Genomic DNA, 18,215 nt, shown 5'->3' on the forward strand with positions numbered 1-18,215 from the left:
TGTGCCTCGATCCAGACCACCTCCGTCCGTGGCCCCGGACTTGATCCGGGGCCCCGCTCCTTCTTCGCCGTCGCCGAAGGCAGCGGGATCCCGGATCAAGTCCGGTATGACGAAGAAGGCAATAGGGGTACGACGACCGACCACCCCCAACCTTGCCCGAATCGCCCACATCGCCTATCTGCCCATTTTTCAGGCAGCTTCCGAAACCCTTATGCTCCGACCCATCCAGATCGGCGACGTCACGATCGACGAGCCCGTCGTGCTCGCGCCGATGACCGGCGTGACCGACCAGCCGTTCCGCACGCTCGTCCGCCGCTACGGCTCGGGGCTCAACGTCACCGAGATGATCGCCAGCCAAGCCGCGATTCGTGAGACGCGCCAGTCGATCCAGAAGGCGGCATGGCACCTCTCCGAGGAACCGGTGTCGATGCAGCTCGTCGGCTGCACCCCCTATGAAATGGCCGAGGCTGCGAAGCTGGCGCGCGACAAGGGGGCGGCGATCATCGACATCAACATGGGCTGCCCGGTCCGCAAGGTGACGAACGGTGACGCCGGGTCGGCCTTGATGCGCGACCTCAAGCTCGCGACGCAGCTGATCGAGGCGATCGTCAAGGCAGTCGACGCGCCGGTGACGCTCAAGATGCGGATGGGCTGGTGCCACGACAGCCTCAACGCCCCCGAACTCGCGCGGATCGCCGAGGATCTCGGCGTGAAGATGGTGACGGTCCACGGCCGCACCCGCAACCAGATGTACAAGGGCAGCGCCGACTGGCGCTTCATCCGCTCGGTCAAGGACGCGGTGTCGATCCCGGTGATCGCCAATGGCGACATCTGCTCGATCGAGGATGCCGCGGCGGCGCTGGAACAGTCGGGGGCCGACGGGATCATGATCGGGCGCGGTGCCTACGGTCGGCCCTGGCTGCTCGCGCAGGTCATGCACTGGCTGCGCACCGGCGAGCGGCTGCCCGACCCGTCGCTGGACGAGCAATACCGCGTCATCGCCGAACATTATGACGCGATGCTGGAGCATTACGGCACCTTCACCGGCGTCAACATGGCCCGCAAGCATATCGGCTGGTACACCAAGGGGCTGAACGGCTCGGCGGAGTTCCGCAACCGCGTCAATCAGGAGCCCGACGCCGATCGCGTCAAGGCGATGCTCGCCGACTTCTACGCCCCCTATCGGCTGAGCGCCGCCGCGTGAAGCTCGAGACGCGCGGCCCGGAGGCGGCGGAGCTGCTCGCCGCGCTGCCGGTCGCGGTGCTGGTGGTCGATGCCGCGGACCGGATCGCGCGCGTCAATGCCGAGTGCGAGACGCTGCTCAACCTGTCCGAGCGCGCGATGCTGGGGCAGCCGCTCGGCGCGATCCTGTCCTTTCCCGATGCCGAGGCGCGCCGCGACGCGCACGCCTTCGCGATCTTTGACGCCGATGTGGAGACGATGCGCGGACTGCGGCTGCGCGTCGACCTGATCGAGGCGGCGGTGGTCGATCATCCCGGCTGGCGCACGATCACGCTCCACCATGCCGGCGCGTCGCGGCGGCTCGGCGTCTCGACCGATCGCGCGGCGGCGGCGCGCTCGGCGGTCGGCGCCGCGGCGATGCTCGCGCATGAGATCAAAAACCCGCTGTCGAGCATCCGCGGCGCGGCGCAGCTGATCGCCGACGGCGTCGACACCGCCGAGCTGACGCAATTGATGATCGCCGAAGTCGACCGCGTCACCGCGCTGATCGACCACATGGAGGATTTCACCGACACCCGTCCGCGTGAGGTGTCGCCGATGAACATCTACCCCTTGCTCGCGCACGCGCGCGGCGTCGCGCTGGCCGGCTTCGCGCGCGGCGTCGCGATCGAGGAACGCTACGATCCGTCGCTGCCACCCGCGATGGGCAACAGCGACTCGTTGCTGCAGGTGATCCTCAACCTGCTCAAGAACGCCGCCGCCGCGCTCGGCGAGCGTGGCGAGCGCCGCATCACGCTCGCCACCGCCTATCGCCACGGCGTGACGGTCGCGGCGGGGAAGGGGCGCGGGCGCACCCCGCTGCCGATCGAGATCTGCGTCATCGACAGCGGACCTGGAGCGCCCGCCGATATCGCCGATCACCTCTTCGACCCGTTCGTTTCGGGTCGTCCCGAGGGCAAGGGGCTCGGGCTCGCCCTTGTAGACAAGCTGGTCCGCGACATGGGCGGGATCGTCCAATATTCGCGCGAGGGTACGCCCCACCAGACGGTGTTCCGCATCCTTCTGCCGCGGGCTAGCGCATGACGCGCGTGCTGCTGGTCGACGACGACGACGCGATCCGCACCGTCGTCGCGCATGCGTTGCGCCGCGCCGGGCACGAGGTCCGTACCGCCGCGACGCTCGCCGAGCTGGGGCGCGAGCTAGCGAGTCATCCGCCCGACGTATTGCTCAGCGATGTGGTGCTCCCCGATGGCGACGGGATCGACCATGTCGCGCAGGTGCTGGCGGCGCGCCCCGATCTGCCGATCATCGTGCTCTCGGCACGCAACACGCTGACCACCGCGGTCCGCGCCACCGAGGCCGGCGCCTACGACTATCTGCCCAAGCCGTTCGACCTCGACACGTTGACTCGCACTGTCGCCGCGGCACTCGCGCGCGGCGGTCGCAGCGGCGAGACGCAGGCGAGCGACGACGATCCCTCGCTGCCGCTGATCGGGCGCTCGCCGGCGATGCAGGACGTGTACCGCGTGATCGCGCGCGTCGTCTCGAACGACCTCACCGTGCTGGTGTCGGGCGAATCGGGCACCGGTAAGGAACTGGTCGCGCGCGCGATCCACGATCTCGGTGCGCGCCGCGCCGCGCCGTTTGTCCCGATCAACATGGCCGCGATCCCGCGCGAGCTGATCGAGGCGGAATTGTTCGGCCACGAACGCGGCGCGTTTACCGGCGCGGCGCAGCGCAACGCCGGGCGCTTCGAGCAGGCGGCGGGCGGCACCCTGTTCCTCGATGAGATCGGCGACATGCCGATCGAGGCGCAGACCCGCCTGCTGCGCGTGCTGCAATCGGGCGAATTCACCACCGTCGGCGGCGCGCGCACGATCCGCGCCGACGTCCGCATCGTCGCCGCCACCAACCGCGACCTGCAACAGGCGGTGGCGGGCGGGCAGTTCCGCGAGGATCTGTATTACCGCCTCAACGTCGTGCCCGTAGCGCTGCCGCCATTGCGCGAACGCCGTGGCGATGTCGCGGAACTCGCCCGCCATTTCCTCGACCGCGCCGCTGCCGAGGGGCTGCCGCGCAAGACGCTGGACGAGGACGCGGTGGCAGTCCTGGAGGCGCACGACTGGCCCGGCAACGTCCGCGAGCTGGAAAATCTGATGCGCCGGCTCGCGGCCTTGTCACGCGACGACCGGATCGGCGCGGCCGAGCTGAACGCGACGATCGGCGGCGGTGCGCCGGTCGAGGCCGCGCCCGATCCGGGGATCGAGGCGGCGGTGCGCGCGATGATCGAGCGGCTGGCGCGACAGGAACCGCGCGCGCTCGATGACGGCTCGCTCTACGCGCGGATCATCGGCGAGGTCGAACGTCCGCTGATCGAGGCGATGCTGGCGCGCCACGGCGGCAACCAGCTCCGCGCCGCCCGCGCGATCGGCCTCAACCGCAACACGCTGCGCAAGCGTCTGGACATGCTCGGCATCGACGTCTGAGGCCGGCCCAGTTGCCCGCCGACTGACGACCGGTGTGTTCAATCCCGAGCCGGCGTCTCAGGGGGGAGGAAGGGGCCGCTCGCCCCCATCGCTTCCTGATCTGCATCACTCATCGGCAATTATGTGTTTTCCATGCAACACTGATGCTGTAGCGAGGGGGGAATGTTCGCAGGAGTGACATCCTCCTCCGCTTCCCCGCCCGGCGCGCTGCGCCGTGTCGGCGTGACACCGGCGATCGAGCTGATGGTGCTGGCCGCCGCGGTTGCGGTGGCGCTCGTCAGCTATTTCGCGCTGCGTGGGGAGGGCGATCCCGGCCGCTTGCTCGCGCCGCCGCTGGTCGCTTCGCTGCTCGTCGCGAATCTCGTTTGCGGCATCGCATTGATGATGTTGTTCGGTCGCCGCGTCGCGCTGCGCCGGGCGGCGCGATCATCGATCGGTGCGGGCGGACGGCTCCACGTCCGGCTCGTCCTGCTCTTCTCGTTGGTGGCGGCGATCCCGGCGTTGCTGGTGACGATCTTTGCCTCGCTGCTGTTCCAATATGGCGTGCAATTCTGGTATTCGGACCGTTCGCGCGGCATGTTCGAGAATGCGGCGTCGCTCACCCGCACCTCGTACGAACAGATCGTCCAGCGGTGGCAGGAAGCGACCTTCACCATGGCGTCGGACTTGTCCGTCACGCTGCAGGAAGTGCCGATCGATACGCTGTCGTTCCGCTCGACGTTCGGTCGGCAGGTCTATTACCGCAGTCTGTCGGAAGGCGCGTTGTTCGTCCTCACACCGCAGGGGGAAGTTCGGACGCTGGCGGTGGTGAACCCCTATGACGTCGATTTTTCGAGATTCGTCACCAAGCCGGCGATCGAGAAACTGCGCCAGGGACAGAATGCGACGATCATCACCGGCGATCGTATCCAGGTCTTCACGCAAATCCCGGGCAGCGACGATCTCTACCTCTACGCCGCACGGGTCACCGATCCGAAGGAAATGACCACCCAGACCGCGCGGGCCGAGGCGGCGCTGGCCAATTACCGCCAGTTGATTGCCCGCGCGCGCTCGCTACAGCTCCAGTTCAACGCCGCGCTGTTGATCGTCTCGCTGCTGATCGTCGGCGTCGCGGTGTGGATCGCGCTCACCGTCGCCGACCGGCTCGTCCGCCCGGTCGGTGAACTGGTCGACGCCGCGCGCCGGGTCGAGGGCGGCGACCTGTCGGCGCGCGTGCCGGAGACGCTCGAGCGTGACGAGATCGGCACGCTTTCCAACGCCTTCAACAGCATGACCGCGCGGCTGGTCGCGCAGAACACCGCGCTCGTTACCGCCAACGCTCAGCTCGACAGCCGTCGCGCGTTGATCGAGGCGGTGATGTCGGGTGTGTCGGCGGGGGTGATTTCGATCGACGCGCGCGACCGCACGATCCGGCTCATCAACAGCTCGGCGCAGACCTTGATGGGGCTCGCCGAGCCGCCAGTCGGGCGCAAGCTCCACGATATCGCCCCCGAACTCGACGCGCTGCTCGACCAGCCGGGGCGCGAGGCGGCGGTGCAGCTTAACGTTGCGGGCGAGATGCGCACCTTCGCGGCGCGGATCGCGCGCGACGGCAGCGGCCCGATCATCACCTTCGACGATATCACCCAGCAACTTACCGACCAGCGCCGCGCCGCTTGGGCCGACGTCGCGCGCCGTATCGCGCATGAGATAAAGAACCCGCTCACCCCGATCCAGCTCGCCGCCGAACGGCTCCAGCGCCGCTACGGCAGCAAGATCGATGCGAGCGACACCACCTTCGCGCGGCTCACCGATACGATCGTGCGGCAGGTCGGCGATCTGCGCCGGATGGTCGACGAATTCTCGTCGTTCGCGCGGATGCCGAAGCCGGTGTTCCGGGACGAGTCGCTGGTCGATATCGCGCGCCAGACGATGTTCCTCCACGAGGTCGCGCACCCCGGGATTCGCTTCGTGCTCGATCATGCCGACCCTGCGCCGTCGCTGGTCTGCGACCGCCGCCAGCTGGGGCAGGCGCTGACCAATATCGTCAAGAATGCGGTCGAAGCGGTCGAGGAAGCCGACGCCAGCGACGCGAGCATCACGATGACGCTCGCCGACGGCGACGGCCGCGTGACGATCGCGGTCGCCGACACCGGCGTCGGCCTGCCGCTCGAACGCGACCGTATCGTCGAGCCCTATATGACCACCCGCGCGCGCGGCACCGGGCTCGGGCTCGCGATCGTCAAGAAGATCGTCGAGGAGCATTTCGGCACGATCAGTTTCGCCGATCGCCCCGGCGGCGGCACGATCGTGACGCTGTCCTTCGATACCGCTCCGCTGGCCGCGCTGGCCAGCGACGACCATTCCCCGTCCGACGACGACGATCGCACGATCGCGGCGTTGACCAGAAATCGGATCTAGGCCCCATGGCGATCGACATCCTCGTCGTCGACGACGAACTCGACATCCGCGAACTCGTGGCCGGCGTGCTCGAGGACGAAGGCTATGACACGCGCATGGCCGGCGACAGCGATGCGGCGCTGGAGGCGATCGCAACGCGTCGACCCAGCCTCGTGCTGCTCGACGTCTGGCTACAGGGCTCGCGGCTCGACGGACTCGACTTGCTTGAGGAGATCAAGCGTCGCGATCCGTCGATCCCGGTGCTGGTCATTTCCGGGCACGGTACGCTCGACACCGCGGTCGCCGCGATCCGTAAGGGCGCCGCCGACTTTATCGAAAAACCGTTTCAGGCCGAGCGACTGCTGCTGATGGTCGAGCGCGCGACCGAGACCGAGCGGCTGCGCGCCGAGGTCAAGTCGCTGCGCGCCGCGACCGGGCGCGGCACCGATCTGACCGGCAGCTCGACCGCGATCAACGCGGTTCGGGCGACCCTGAAGCGCGTCGCCGCGACCGGCAGCCGCGTACTCATCATGGGGCCGGCGGGGGTCGGTAAGGAAGTCGCGGCGCGGCTGCTCCACGGCTGGAGCCAGCGCGCGCACGCCAATTTTGTGATCGCCAGCACTGCGGGGATGAATCCGGAGCGGATCGAGGAGGAATTGTTCGGGGTCGAGGATAGCGGCGACCTTGTCCGCACCGGGCTGCTCGAACAGGCGCATGGCGGCACGCTGTTTCTCGACGAAATCGCCGACATGCCGCCCGCGACGCAGGCGCGCATCCTGCGCGTGCTGACCGACCAGAGCTTCACGCGGATGGGCGGGACGCGCGTCGTCAAGGTCGACGTCCGCGTCGTCTCCGCCACTGCGCGCGACCTAAGTGTCGAGATCGCCGAAGGCCGGTTCCGCGAAGACCTCTATTACCGGCTCAATGTCGTGCCGGTCACGATCCCGCCGCTCGCCGAGCGCCGCGAGGACATTCCCGCGCTGGTCGAGCATTTCGCCGCGCATTACGCCGCTGACCGTCGCGTGCCGCCGCCCGAGATCGCGACCGACGCGCTGGTTGCGCTGCAATCCTACGAATGGCCCGGCAACGTCCGTGAATTGCGTAACGTGGTCGAGCGGACGATCATCCTCGCACCCGGCGACCGGATCGGGCGGATCGACCTCGACCTGCTCCCCGCCGAAGTGCTCGGCACGCAGGACGCCGGAACCGGCGCGAGCGCGATCATGGGCGCGCCGCTGCGTGAGGCACGTGAGACGTTCGAGCGTGAGTATCTTCGTGTCCAGATCCGCCGCTTCTCGGGCAACATCTCCCGCACGGCGAGCTTCATCGGCATGGAACGCTCGGCGCTTCACCGCAAACTCAAGCTGCTCGGCATTACTGAAACCCGCGAGGAATAACGCCGCCATTATCCCCGCGCGGGCGGGGGTCCAGACGCGCGGGTCCTGCTTGAGCCATCAGCGCTTGAGGTTCTGGATTCCCGCCTGTGCGGGAATGACGAGGTAGCGGCTGTCCCACACCCTCCAACATCGGCTAGGATGAACGCTGGCCCGCCGATCCCCCGCCACCAGAACCGCGCGACACCCCCGTTTGGCGCCACCTTCGCAAACTTCCGTGTCGCGACCCCCCGCATCTGGACGTTGGCCGACCGGAACCCTAACTTACGGCTGTCGCATTCCGATGCGATGCCACCGACGCCGGCAACGGCGCAATTCGCGGGGAACCTCCCGCCAAGAACAAGGACATTCCTTCATGGCCGAAAAGCCAACGTCGCTGCAGGACCTGTTCCTCAACGCACTCCGCAAGTCCAAGACGCCCGTCACCATGTTCCTCGTCAAGGGGGTCAAGCTTCAGGGCATCGTCACCTGGTTCGACAATTTCTCGGTGCTGCTGCGCCGCGACGGCCAGTCGCAGCTGATCTACAAGCATGCGATCTCGACGATCATGCCCGCCGGGCCGGTCGATGTGGCCGGTATCGTCGGTCAGATGAACGACAATCCGCGCAAGCAGCCGCTGCTTCAGGATATTTTCCTCAACGCGGTCCGCAAGTCGGAAGACCCGGTGACGATGTTCCTCGTCAACGGCGTGATGCTGCAGGGCGCGATCGCCGGCTTCGACCTGTTCTGCATGTTGCTCCAGCGCGACGGCATGGCGCAGCTCGTCTACAAGCACGCTGTCTCGACCATCCAGCCATCGCGCCCGCTCAACCTCTCAGACAATGGCGAGGATGACGACGATATCGACGACGACGGGGAGGATTGATCCACTGTCCGTGACCACCGGCTTTGAGCGCGACCGCGACGAATTCACCCGCGGCGCCCGCGCGATTGTCGTCTATCCCGACCTCGGCGGATCGAGCCGCGATGCCGAGGCGCGGCTGGAGGAGACCGCCGGGCTCGCCGAAGCGATTGGCGTGCTCGTCGTTGATCGAGTCGCGCTCCGCATCCGCACCCCACGCGCCGCGACCCTGCTCGGCTCCGGTCAGATCGAGGAACTCGCCACGCGTGCGCGGATGGAGGAGGCCGGGCTGATCGTCGTTGACGCCAGCCTCACGCCGATCCAGCAACGCAACCTCGAGACCGCGCTTGAGGCGAAGGTGATCGACCGCACCGGGCTGATCCTCGAAATCTTCGGCGAGCGCGCCGCAACCGCCGAGGGGCGGTTACAGGTCGAACTCGCGCACCTCGATTATCAGTCGGGGCGGCTGGTGCGCAGCTGGACCCACCTGGAACGCCAGCGCGGCGGCTTTGGCTTCCTCGGTGGCCCGGGGGAAACGCAGATTGAGGCCGACCGCCGACTGATCCGCGATCGTATGGCGCGGCTGCGACGCGAGCTGGATCAGGTCACCCGCACCCGCGGTCTCCACCGCGAGCGGCGGCAACGTGCGCCCTGGCCGGTGATCGCGCTGGTCGGCTATACCAACGCCGGCAAGTCGACGCTCTTTAACCGCCTGACCGGCGCGCATGTCATGGCCGAGGATCTGTTGTTCGCCACGCTCGACCCGACGCTGCGGCAGGTTTCGCTGCCCGGCATCGACAAGGCGATCCTGTCCGATACCGTCGGCTTCGTCTCGGAACTGCCGACGCAATTGGTCGCGGCGTTCAAGGCGACGCTGGAGGAGGTCGTGTCCGCTGACCTGCTGATCCACGTCCGCGACGTCGCGCACCCCGACAGCGCCGCGCAAAAGGCCGATGTCGAGGCTGTGCTCGCCGATGTCGGCGTGACCGAGACGACGCCGGTGATCGAGGCATGGAATAAACTCGACCTGCTGGACGGCGATGCGCGCGATGATCTGCTCGCCGAGGCGGCGCGGCGCGACGACGTGGTCCTGTTGTCCGCGCTGACCGGCGAGGGCGTCGATGCGTTGGTCCGCCACATCGGCGACCAGCTGACGCAGGGCCATGTCCGCTACTCGCTGGCGCTGAATGTGGCAGACGGGGCAGGGGCGGCGTGGCTCCACGCGCACGGCGAGGTGCTCGACAGTTTCGTCGAGGATGAGCGTATGGTGTACGAGGTCCGCATGTCGCCGGCGGACCACGAACGCTTCCTCACGCGTTGGGAATGAGCGGGGGCGTCGTCATCCCGCGCGCAAGCCCCTCCCCTTCAGGGGAGGGGGTGGGGCCTTTCCGCGAGGACCGTCGCCCTCGAACAGCCCACCCCCGGTCCCACCCCTGAAGGGGAGGGGAGAATGGCGCTCTACTCCCCCGCCTTGACCTTTACCCACAGCGCCTCCTTTTCCTCCAGCGGCATCCCCGCGAACGCCGTTCCGACCGCTGCCTCCATCGCACGGAAGCGCCGCTCGAACTTGCCCGTGGCCGCGCGCAACGCCGCCTCCGGCTCCACCCCCAGATGCCGCGCCCAGTTCACCATCGCGAACAGTACGTCGCCGACTTCATCCGCGACCTCGGCCGGCGTCGTCGCCGCCGCGACCTCGGCCAACTCCTCGTCGATCTTCGCCCGCGGCCCGGCCGTGTCCGGCCAGTCGAACCCGACCCGCGCCGCACGGTTCTGGATCTTCTCGGCGCGCAGCAGCGCCGGCAAGCCGCGCGCCACGCCGTCCAATGGGCTCGCTGCGCCCTTGGCGGCACGTTCGGCGGCCTTCACCTCTTCCCAGCGATGATGACCGCCCTCCGCCTCGCCGCGGAAGATATGCGGGTGCCGCCGTTCCATCTTGTCGCTGATCGCCGCCGCCACGTCGTCGAACGTGAACGCGCCGGCCTCCTCGGCAATGCGGCTGTGGAACACGACCTGAAGCAGCAGGTCGCCCAGCTCGTCCTTCAACTCGGCAAGGTCGCCGCGCTCGATCGCATCTGCAACTTCATAGGCTTCCTCGATCGTATAGGGCGCGATCGTCGCGAAGGTCTGCGCGCGGTCCCATTCGCAGCCATCCGGCCCGCGAAGCCGCGCCATGATGGCGATCAGCCGTTCGATCATCTCCGCTCCCCTTGTTGCGCGACACACGATCGTCGCGCCAGCCGCTGACGCTGGTGGCGCGACCTGTGCGATCACGCAACCGTCGTCACGACATCGTGGCACGCCATGCCGAGCCGCACATCATCGCGGCTTTTTCCCACGCCACCGCAAGGATTGGGCGTTGAGCGCGTGGAGATCGGCCGCATCGTTCGCCACTGCCTCTCCCAGCGCGATCGCGGCGTCCAGCACCGCATCCGGTGCGTGCGCATAGGCGGGTCGACGGGAAATGTGATCGTACCACCGGCCACCGCAGGCATGGTCGAGCAGGATACGTTGAAAACAATGATCCGCGACAACTGGCCAGTCGCGTGAGCGCGCGAGGTGCGGCAGCGTATCGCGCGTCAGAGTTAGCCAACGCCGCTCGCGTTCATCGCGCCCGGCGCGCGGCTGAGGAAGGTCCACCATCCCCTTACAACGAAGCATCTGCGCCTGTGCTTGCGTAAGAACGAACAAAAAGCGGGGGTTGCCATCGGCAGCCCCCGCTTCGTTCCGGATCAGGCTTCAGCAAAGCGTCGCGGCGCTCGCATCAGATGTGGATCGGCTTGCCCTGCACCGCCATCGCGGCTTCCTTGACGGCTTCCGAATGCGTCGGGTGCGCGTGGCAGGTATAGGCGATGTCCTCGCTGGTCGCGCCGAACTCCATCGCCTGCGCCGCCTGTGCGATCATCGTGCCCGCGACGCTCGCGATGCACCACACGCCCAGCACGCGGTCGGTCTTGGCGTCGGCAATCACCTTCACCAGACCGTCCGGCTCGTGGTTGGTCTTGGCGCGGCTGTTCGCCATCATCGGGAACTTGCCGACCTTGATCTCGCCTTGATCGCGCGCGGCTTCCTCGGTCAGCCCGACGCCGGCAATCTCGGGCCAGGTGTAGACGACCGACGGGATGATCGCGTGGTTCACGATGCCGTGCTGGCCGGCGATATTCTCTGCGACCGCAATACCTTCGTCCTCGGCCTTGTGCGCGAGCATCGGACCAGGGACGACATCGCCGATCGCCCAGACGCCGTCCGTCTTGGTGCGGAAGTCGTGGTCGATCTCGATCTGACCGCGCTGGTTGGTCGACAGACCAGCCGCTTCCAGGTTCAGCCCGTCGGTGTTCGGACGACGTCCGATCGACACCAGCACATGGCTAGCCTCGATCGTCGTCGCGTCGCCACCGGCGGCGGGCTCGACGGTCAGGATCGCCTTGTCGCCCTCGACCTTGATCGCGGTGACCTTGGTCGAAAGCTGGAAGTCGATGCCCTGCTTCTTGAAGATCTTGTTCGACTCCTTGCGGATGTCGCCATCGAAGCCGGGCAGGATCTGGTCGAGATATTCGACGCAGGTTACCTTCGCGCCGAGGCGGCGCCACACGCTGCCCAGCTCGAGCCCGATCACCCCGCCGCCGATCACCACGAGATGCTCCGGTACGGTCGGCAGGTCGAGTGCGCCGGTCGAGTCGACGATGATCTTCTGATCGATCTCGACGCCCGGCAGCGGGGTGACGCTGGAGCCGGTCGCGATCACGATGTTCTTGGCGGTGACGGTCTGCCCAGCGACATCGACGCTATGCGCGTCCTTGAACGCCGCGCGGCCCTTCAGCCACGTCACCTTGTTCTTCTTGAAGAGATATTCGATGCCGCCGGTCAGCTGCTTCACCGCGTCGCGACGCTGGCCGTGCATCGTGTCGAGGTCCAGCTCGACCGTTGTCTTGATCCCCAGCTTCGCCATCGCGCCGTTGGCGGCATGATCGTACAGCTCCGAGGCGTGGAGCAGCGCCTTCGACGGAATGCAGCCGACGTTGAGGCAGGTGCCGCCCAGCGTCTCGCGGCTCTCGGCACACGCGGTCTTGAGCCCGAGCTGCGCGGCGCGGATCGCCGCGACATAGCCGCCGGGGCCCGCACCGATCACGAGGACGTCATAGTCGTACTGCTGTTCGTCAGCCATTTCCATGTCTCCACCCCGGCGCATGCCGGGGGCCAGTTACGGGCCGGAGATAGGGACCGCCGCGCCCGGTTACATCTGCTTTCCCAACTGGACCCCGGCGTTCGCCGGGGTGGTGCGTTGGGCCACGTCTTACAAGTCGATCAGGATGCGGGTCGGATCCTCGATCGCGTTCTTGAGCGCGACGAGGAAGGTCACCGCCTCGCGGCCGTCGATCAGGCGGTGGTCGTAGCTGAGCGCCAGATACATCATCGGGCGCACGACGACCTGACCGTCACGCACCACCGGACGCTCCTCGATGCGGTGCAGGCCGAGGACCGCCGACTGCGGCGGGTTGATGATCGGGGTCGACATCAGCGAGCCGAACACGCCGCCGTTCGAGATCGTGAAGGTGCCGCCCTTCATCTCGTCCATCTTGAGCGTGCCGTCCTTGGCGCGCTTGCCGAAGTCGCCGATCGTCTTCTCGATGCCCGCGACCGACAGGTCCTGCGCGTCGCGGATCACCGGCACGACCAGACCGTTCGGGGCGCTGACCGCGACCGAGATGTCGGCATAATCGTGATAGACGATTTCGTCGCCCTCGACCGAGGCGTTGACCGAAGGAATGTCCTTCAGCGCCATCGTCGCGGCCTTTACGAAGAAGCCCATGAAGCCCAGCCGGACGCCGTGCTTCTTCTCGAACAGGTCCTTGTACTTGGCGCGCGCCTCGATCACCGCGGTCATGTCGACGTCGTTGAACGTCGTCAGCATCGCGGCGGTATTCTGCGCTTCCTTCAGGCGCTTGGCGATCGTCTGGCGCAATCGCGTCATCTTGACGCGCTCTTCACGCCGGCCCGAGGTCGCGGCGGTCGGGGCCGGAGCGGGGGTCGCAGCCGGTGCGGCAGCGGGCTTCGACGACGCCGCGGCGGCGACGTCTTCCTTGGTCAGACGGCCGTCCTTGCCGGTGCCCTTCACGGTCGAAGGATCGACACCATGCTCCAGCACCGCGCGGCGCACCGACGGCGACAGTGCGGCGGCGTCACCCGAGGGGGCGGGAGCCGGGGCGGCGGCGGGCGTCTCGGTGACGGCGGGCTGCGGCGCGGCGCTCTTGGCCGGGGCGCCGTCACCGCTCTCGATCGTCGCGATCAGCGCGCCGACCTCGACCGTGTCGCCGACCTTTACCGCATGCTGGCCCATCACGCCTGCGACGGGCGAGGGGACCTCGACCGAGACCTTGTCCGTCTCGAGGCTCGCAATGGGCTCGTCGGCGGCGACCGCATCGCCGGGCTGCTTCAGCCATTCGCCGACCGTCGCTTCGGTGATCGATTCGCCCAGCGTGGGGACCAGAACTTCGGTTGCCATCTCAAACCTCGTCGTCGCGGCCGTGGCCGTTAAGTGTCGTTAGCAGATCCCGGCGCGAGCCGGGACCATGATCGTCAGGCGGTCGGCGCCGCTGCCTTCTTGGTCGTCTCGGCCTCGCGCGTGCGACGGATCTCGTCGCGCACGTTATGCCCCAAAGCGTCGGCGATCAGCGCGCCCTGTTCCGCCTGGTGACGCTTCATCAGGCCGGTGGCGGGCGACGCTGCCGCGGTCCGCCCGGCGTAGCGCGGTCGCGCGACGCGCGCCTTGGCGATGCCCAGCGCCTCCTCGATGAATGGCTCGACGAAGAACCAGTAACCGTTATTGCGTGGCTCCTCCTGCGCCCAGATGACCTCCTCGAGGTTGGTCATCCGCGCGATCCGTGCGGCGAGCGCCTCGGTCGGGAACGGATAGAGCTGCTCGACGCGAACGATCTGCGTATTCCGGTCACCCGCGGCGTCGCGTGCTTCCATCAGGTCGTAGGAGACCTTGCCGGTGCACAGCACCAGCCGCTTCGTCTCGGCATCCGCCGGTGCCGACGGGTCGGAGAGGATGCGGCGGAAGTGCGAGTCGCCGAGGAAGTCCGCCGCGCTGCTCACCGCCAGCTTGTGGCGCAGCAGCGACTTGGGCGTGAACACCACCAGCGGCTTGCGGAAGTTGCGGTGCATCTGCCGGCGCAGCAGGTGGAAGTAGTTCGCCGGCGTGGTGCAGTTCGCGACCTGGATATTGTCGCCGGCGCACAGCTGCAGGAAGCGTTCGGGGCGGGCCGAGCTATGCTCCGGCCCCTGACCTTCGTAGCCGTGCGGCAACAACATAACCAGTCCGTTGGCGCGCAGCCACTTGGCCTCGCCCGACGCGATGAACTGGTCGATCATGATCTGCGCGCCGTTGACGAAATCGCCGAACTGCGCCTCCCACATCACCAAGGTCTTCGGATCCGCCAGCGCATAGCCATATTCGAAGCCGAGCACGCCATACTCGGACAGCGGGCTGTCGAGCACCTCGAAGCTACCGTGCGGGATCGTCCACAGTGGCACGAACTTGTGCTCGTCGGTCTGGTCGACCCACACCGCATGGCGCTGCGAGAAGGTGCCGCGTCCCGAATCCTGGCCCGACAGACGAACGCCATAGCCCTCGTGGAGCAGCGAGCCGAACGCCAGCGCCTCGCCGGTCGCCCAGTCGAAGTTGCTGCCGCTTTCAAACATCTGCCGCTTGGCATCGAGCACGCGTGACAGCGTCTTGTGGATCGCGATCGTCTCCGGGACGGTCGTCAGCGTGCGACCGATCGAGTCGAACAGCTTCTGCTCGATCCCGGTCTCGACGCTGCGGCGCGCGCTTTCGGCGTCGGCGGGGGCGTGGAGCCCCGACCAGCGACCCGCGAACCAGTCGGCCTTGTTCGGCTTGTAGCTCGCGCCCGCCTCGAACTCGCCCTCGAGCAGCGTGACGTACTGCTTGACGTTATCATCGACCCACGCCTGGTCCACGACGCCCTCGGCGACCAGCCGCTTGCTGTAGATGTCGCTGACCGGCGGATGCTCGCGGATCGCCTTGTACATCAACGGCTGGGTGAAGCCCGGCTCATCGCCCTCGTTGTGGCCGAAGCGGCGATAGCACCACATGTCGATCACGACGTCGCGGTGGAACTTCTGGCGATATTCAATCGCCATCTTGGTGGCAAAGGTGACCGCCTCGGGATCGTCGCCGTTGACGTGGAAGATCGGCGCCTGCACGCCCTTCGCCACATCGGACGGGTAGGGCGACGAGCGCGCGAACTGCGGGCTGGTCGTGAAGCCAATCTGGTTGTTGATGACGAAGTGGACGCAGCCGCCCGTGTTATAGCCGCGGATGCCCGAGAAGCCGAGGCACTCCCAGACGATCCCCTGACCCGCGAATGCGGCGTCGCCGTGGATCAGCACGGGCAGCGAACGGGAGTGCGTCTTTAGATCGCCCGCGATCTGCTGGATCGCGCGGATCTTGCCGAGCACGACCGGATCGGCCGCCTCAAGGTGCGACGGATTGGCGACCAGGGACATATGGACCTTGTGCCCGTCGAACTCGCGGTCGGTCGAGGTGCCAAGGTGATACTTCACGTCGCCCGATCCACCGATGTCGTCCGGGTTGGCCGAGCCGCCCGCGAACTCGTGGAAAATCACGCGCAGCGGCTTGCCCATGACGTTGGCGAGCACGTTCAGGCGGCCGCGATGCGCCATGCCGAACACGATCTCGTTGACGCCCGCCGCACCGCCGTACTTGATGACGCTTTCCAGCGCGGGGATCATGCTCTCGCCGCCGTCGAGCCCGAAGCGCTTCGTGCCGACATATTTCCGGCCCAGGAACTTTTCCCACTGCTCGGCTTCGATCACCTTGTTCAGGATCGCCTTCTTGCCCTGCGCGGTGAACTCGACCTGCTTGTCCTTGCCCTCCATGCGCTCTTGGAGGAACTTGCGCTCCTCGACATCGGCGATGTGCATGAACTCAAGCCCGACGTTGCCGCAGTAATTGGCGCGCAGCGTGTCGACCAACTCGCGGATCGTCGCCCATTGCAGCCCCAGCGAGCCGCCGAGATAGACCGGGCGGTCGATGTCGCTATCGGAGAAGCCGTGATACTCGGTGGTCAGGTCGGCGGGCAGCTCACGCAACCCGGAAAGGCCGAGTGGGTCGAGGTTGGCGGCGAGGTGGCCGCGCACGCGATAGGTGCGGATCAGCAACTGCGCGCGGATCGAGTCCGCCGCCGCCTTGACGATCGCGTCCTGCGACGGTGCCGCGGCGGCCGGGGTAGCGGCGGGCTTGCCGCCCTTGGCGGGCTTGGGCGCCGGCTCCATCTGCGTCGGGTCCAGTCCGGCGGTCAGATCGTCGGTGGTGGTCAGCGGCCAACGCTTGTTGGTCCAGGACGGCGCATGCATCGAGCCTTCGAGCCCTTCGAAGAAATTGCGCCAGCCGGTGTCGACCGAGTCGGGCGATTCCTTGAAGCGCGCATAGAGCGCGTCGATGAACTGGGGGCTGACGCCTCCGGCGATGTCGCTGAAATCCTGGCCTTCGTAGCCCATGTCACGCTTCCCCGGCCGCTCGGCTTCTTCTTTTACGCGTCACCCCGACGAGGCCGGGGTCCAGAGCCGCGAGCGGCCCGCCTGCCGCTCTGGATCCCGACCTCTCCGCCGGGATGACGTCGGGTCGTCTTACTTGTTGAGCACGCTGAGCAGCGTCGAGCCGAGCTCCGAAGGGCTCGCCGCGACCTTGATCCCGGCGGCTTCCATCGCCGTGATCTTGCTCTCCGCGTCACCCTTGCCGCCCGACACGATCGCGCCGGCATGGCCCATGCGACGGCCCGGAGGCGCGGTGCGGCCCGCGATGAAGCCAGCCATCGGCTTCTTGCGGCCACGCTTGGCCTCATCGATCAGGAACTGCGCCGCCTGCTCCTCGGCGTCGCCGCCGATCTCGCCGATCATGATGATCGACTGGGTTGCCTCGTCGGCGAGGAACAGTTCCAGCACGTCGATGAAGTTGGTGCCGTTGACCGGATCGCCGCCGATCCCGACCGCAGTGGTCTGGCCGAGCCCAGCGTTCGAGGTCTGGAACACCGCCTCATAAGTCAGTGTGCCCGAGCGCGACACGACGCCGACCGAGCCCTTCTTGAAGATGTTACCCGGCATGATGCCGATCTTGCACTCGCCCGGCGTGAGCACGCCCGGGCAGTTCGGACCGATCAGCCGCGACTTGCTGCCCGACAGCGCGCGCTTGACGCGGACCATGTCGAGCACCGGAATGCCCTCGGTGATCGCGACGATCAGCGGCACTTCGGCGTCGATCGCCTCGAGGATCGAATCGGCGGCGAAGGGCGGCGGCACGTAGATGACGCTGGCGTTCGCGCCGGTCTTGGCGACCGCCTCCGCGACGGTGTCGAAGTTCGGCAGCCCCAGCTCCTCATGGGTGGTGCCGCCCTTGCCCGGCGTCACGCCGCCGACCATCTGCGTGCCGTAATCCAGCGCCGCCTTGGTGTGGAAGGTGCCGGTCTTGCCGGTCATCCCTTGCGTGATGACCTTGGTGTTCTTGTCGACGAGGATGCTCATCGGTTGCCTGTACCTTCTAGCCGTCACCCCGGCGTAGGCCGGGGTCCAGTTGCTACGCCAGCGTCGGGAAGAGGTCGTGCCAGTCGGGGTTCATCGCCTCGATCTGACGCAGCTTCCAGCTCCGCCGCCACTCCTTCATCTGCTTCTCACGCCGGATCGCATCATCGATGCGATCATGCACCTCGAACCAGACCAACATCTTGCACCCATGTCGGCGGGTGAAGCCTTCCGCGACATTCTCGCGATGCTCCCACACCCGCTTCAACAGGTCGCTGGTTACGCCAATGTAGAGCGTCCCGTTCCGACCGCTCGCCATAATGTAGACGTAACCGCGCTTCTCCATGTTCCGTCATCCTGACTGCGGTCAGG

The 18,215-nt window shown here is 67.2% G+C and carries 14 protein-coding genes; 7 read left to right on the forward strand and 7 right to left on the reverse strand.

All coding sequences use genetic code 11. From position 1 onward, the window contains the following. The first annotated feature begins 211 nt into the window (after positions 1-211). The 7 genes from dusB to hflX all read left to right on the forward strand — a co-directional run bounded on the left by dusB (position 212) and on the right by hflX (position 9,609). Positions 212-1,204 carry a tRNA dihydrouridine synthase DusB gene (gene dusB / locus ACI2JO_RS11875; RefSeq protein WP_404720910.1) on the forward strand — a complete coding sequence of 331 codons (993 nt, stop codon included), beginning with the start codon at positions 212-214 and terminating at the stop codon, positions 1,202-1,204. Then, a complete protein-coding gene (locus ACI2JO_RS11880) occupies positions 1,201-2,265 on the forward strand; it encodes a nitrogen regulation protein NR(II) (protein WP_404720911.1) in 1,065 nt (354 codons plus the stop codon). Before dusB ends, ACI2JO_RS11880 begins: the two co-directional genes overlap by 4 nt. Next, positions 2,262-3,668: a nitrogen regulation protein NR(I) gene (gene ntrC / locus ACI2JO_RS11885; RefSeq protein WP_404720912.1), complete on the forward strand. Its 1,407-nt coding sequence runs from the start codon at positions 2,262-2,264 to the stop codon at positions 3,666-3,668. The genes ACI2JO_RS11880 and ntrC overlap by 4 nt, the downstream gene beginning before the upstream one ends. A 162-nt stretch (positions 3,669-3,830) precedes the next feature. Continuing rightward, complete coding sequence (locus tag ACI2JO_RS11890) at positions 3,831-6,068, forward strand: ATP-binding protein (protein ID WP_404720913.1); 2,238 nt, start codon at positions 3,831-3,833, stop codon at positions 6,066-6,068. Positions 6,069-6,073: 5 nt separating this feature from the next. Continuing rightward, positions 6,074-7,444 carry a sigma-54-dependent transcriptional regulator gene (locus tag ACI2JO_RS11895; RefSeq protein WP_404720914.1) on the forward strand — a complete coding sequence of 457 codons (1,371 nt, stop codon included), beginning with the start codon at positions 6,074-6,076 and terminating at the stop codon, positions 7,442-7,444. Between the two features lie 280 nt (positions 7,445-7,724). Next, a complete protein-coding gene (gene hfq / locus ACI2JO_RS11900) occupies positions 7,725-8,306 on the forward strand; it encodes an RNA chaperone Hfq (RefSeq protein ID WP_404720915.1) in 582 nt (193 codons plus the stop codon). 10 nt (positions 8,307-8,316) lie between these two features. After that, on the forward strand, positions 8,317-9,609 hold the full coding sequence (hflX, locus tag ACI2JO_RS11905) for a GTPase HflX (RefSeq protein ID WP_404720916.1): 1,293 nt from the start codon (positions 8,317-8,319) through the stop codon (positions 9,607-9,609). Positions 9,610-9,740: 131 nt separating this feature from the next. On the opposite strand, the gene mazG is transcribed toward hflX, so the two are convergent. From mazG to ACI2JO_RS11940, 7 genes are all read right to left on the reverse strand, one after another. After that, entirely contained in the window at positions 9,741-10,478 is a 738-nt protein-coding gene (gene mazG / locus ACI2JO_RS11910) for a nucleoside triphosphate pyrophosphohydrolase (protein WP_404720917.1), read from the reverse strand. Between the two features lie 120 nt (positions 10,479-10,598). Beyond that, a complete protein-coding gene (locus ACI2JO_RS11915) occupies positions 10,599-10,940 on the reverse strand; it encodes a GCN5-related N-acetyltransferase (RefSeq protein WP_404720918.1) in 342 nt (113 codons plus the stop codon). 103 nt (positions 10,941-11,043) lie between these two features. Next, positions 11,044-12,444, reverse strand: coding sequence for a dihydrolipoyl dehydrogenase (lpdA, locus tag ACI2JO_RS11920; protein ID WP_404720919.1), 1,401 nt, complete (start codon positions 12,442-12,444; stop codon positions 11,044-11,046). Positions 12,445-12,573: 129 nt separating this feature from the next. Further along, a complete protein-coding gene (odhB, locus tag ACI2JO_RS11925) occupies positions 12,574-13,782 on the reverse strand; it encodes a 2-oxoglutarate dehydrogenase complex dihydrolipoyllysine-residue succinyltransferase (protein WP_404720920.1) in 1,209 nt (402 codons plus the stop codon). A gap of 74 nt (positions 13,783-13,856) precedes the next feature. Further along, positions 13,857-16,826, reverse strand: a complete 2,970-nt coding sequence (locus tag ACI2JO_RS11930; RefSeq protein ID WP_404720921.1) for a 2-oxoglutarate dehydrogenase E1 component — start codon at positions 16,824-16,826, stop codon at positions 13,857-13,859. 129 nt (positions 16,827-16,955) lie between these two features. Then, positions 16,956-17,846 carry a succinate--CoA ligase subunit alpha gene (gene sucD, locus ACI2JO_RS11935; protein ID WP_404720922.1) on the reverse strand — a complete coding sequence of 297 codons (891 nt, stop codon included), beginning with the start codon at positions 17,844-17,846 and terminating at the stop codon, positions 16,956-16,958. A gap of 52 nt (positions 17,847-17,898) precedes the next feature. Beyond that, entirely contained in the window at positions 17,899-18,189 is a 291-nt protein-coding gene (locus tag ACI2JO_RS11940; protein WP_404720923.1) for a GIY-YIG nuclease family protein, read from the reverse strand. Positions 18,190-18,215 lie beyond the last annotated feature (26 nt).

The organism is Sphingomonas sp. NPDC079357 (genome assembly GCF_044901155.1).
Taxonomy (GTDB): Bacteria; Pseudomonadota; Alphaproteobacteria; order Sphingomonadales; family Sphingomonadaceae; genus Sphingomonas.

Bases quoted from the DNA above. Each gene is read 5' to 3' on its own strand.
- dusB (WP_404720910.1), top strand. From the start codon at position 212: ATGCTCCGACCCATCCAGATCGGCGACGTCACGATCGACGAGCCCGTC.
- odhB (WP_404720920.1), bottom strand. From the start codon at position 13,782: ATGGCAACCGAAGTTCTGGTCCCCACGCTGGGCGAATCGATCACCGAA.
- ACI2JO_RS11940 (WP_404720923.1), bottom strand. From the start codon at position 18,189: ATGGAGAAGCGCGGTTACGTCTACATTATGGCGAGCGGTCGGAACGGG.
- hfq (WP_404720915.1), top strand. From the start codon at position 7,725: ATGCGATGCCACCGACGCCGGCAACGGCGCAATTCGCGGGGAACCTCC.
- ACI2JO_RS11895 (WP_404720914.1), top strand. From the start codon at position 6,074: ATGGCGATCGACATCCTCGTCGTCGACGACGAACTCGACATCCGCGAA.
- ntrC (WP_404720912.1), top strand. From the start codon at position 2,262: ATGACGCGCGTGCTGCTGGTCGACGACGACGACGCGATCCGCACCGTC.
- sucD (WP_404720922.1), bottom strand. From the start codon at position 17,846: ATGAGCATCCTCGTCGACAAGAACACCAAGGTCATCACGCAAGGGATG.
- mazG (WP_404720917.1), bottom strand. From the start codon at position 10,478: ATGATCGAACGGCTGATCGCCATCATGGCGCGGCTTCGCGGGCCGGAT.
- ACI2JO_RS11890 (WP_404720913.1), top strand. From the start codon at position 3,831: ATGTTCGCAGGAGTGACATCCTCCTCCGCTTCCCCGCCCGGCGCGCTG.
- ACI2JO_RS11930 (WP_404720921.1), bottom strand. From the start codon at position 16,826: ATGGGCTACGAAGGCCAGGATTTCAGCGACATCGCCGGAGGCGTCAGC.
- ACI2JO_RS11915 (WP_404720918.1), bottom strand. From the start codon at position 10,940: ATGCTTCGTTGTAAGGGGATGGTGGACCTTCCTCAGCCGCGCGCCGGG.
- lpdA (WP_404720919.1), bottom strand. From the start codon at position 12,444: ATGGCTGACGAACAGCAGTACGACTATGACGTCCTCGTGATCGGTGCG.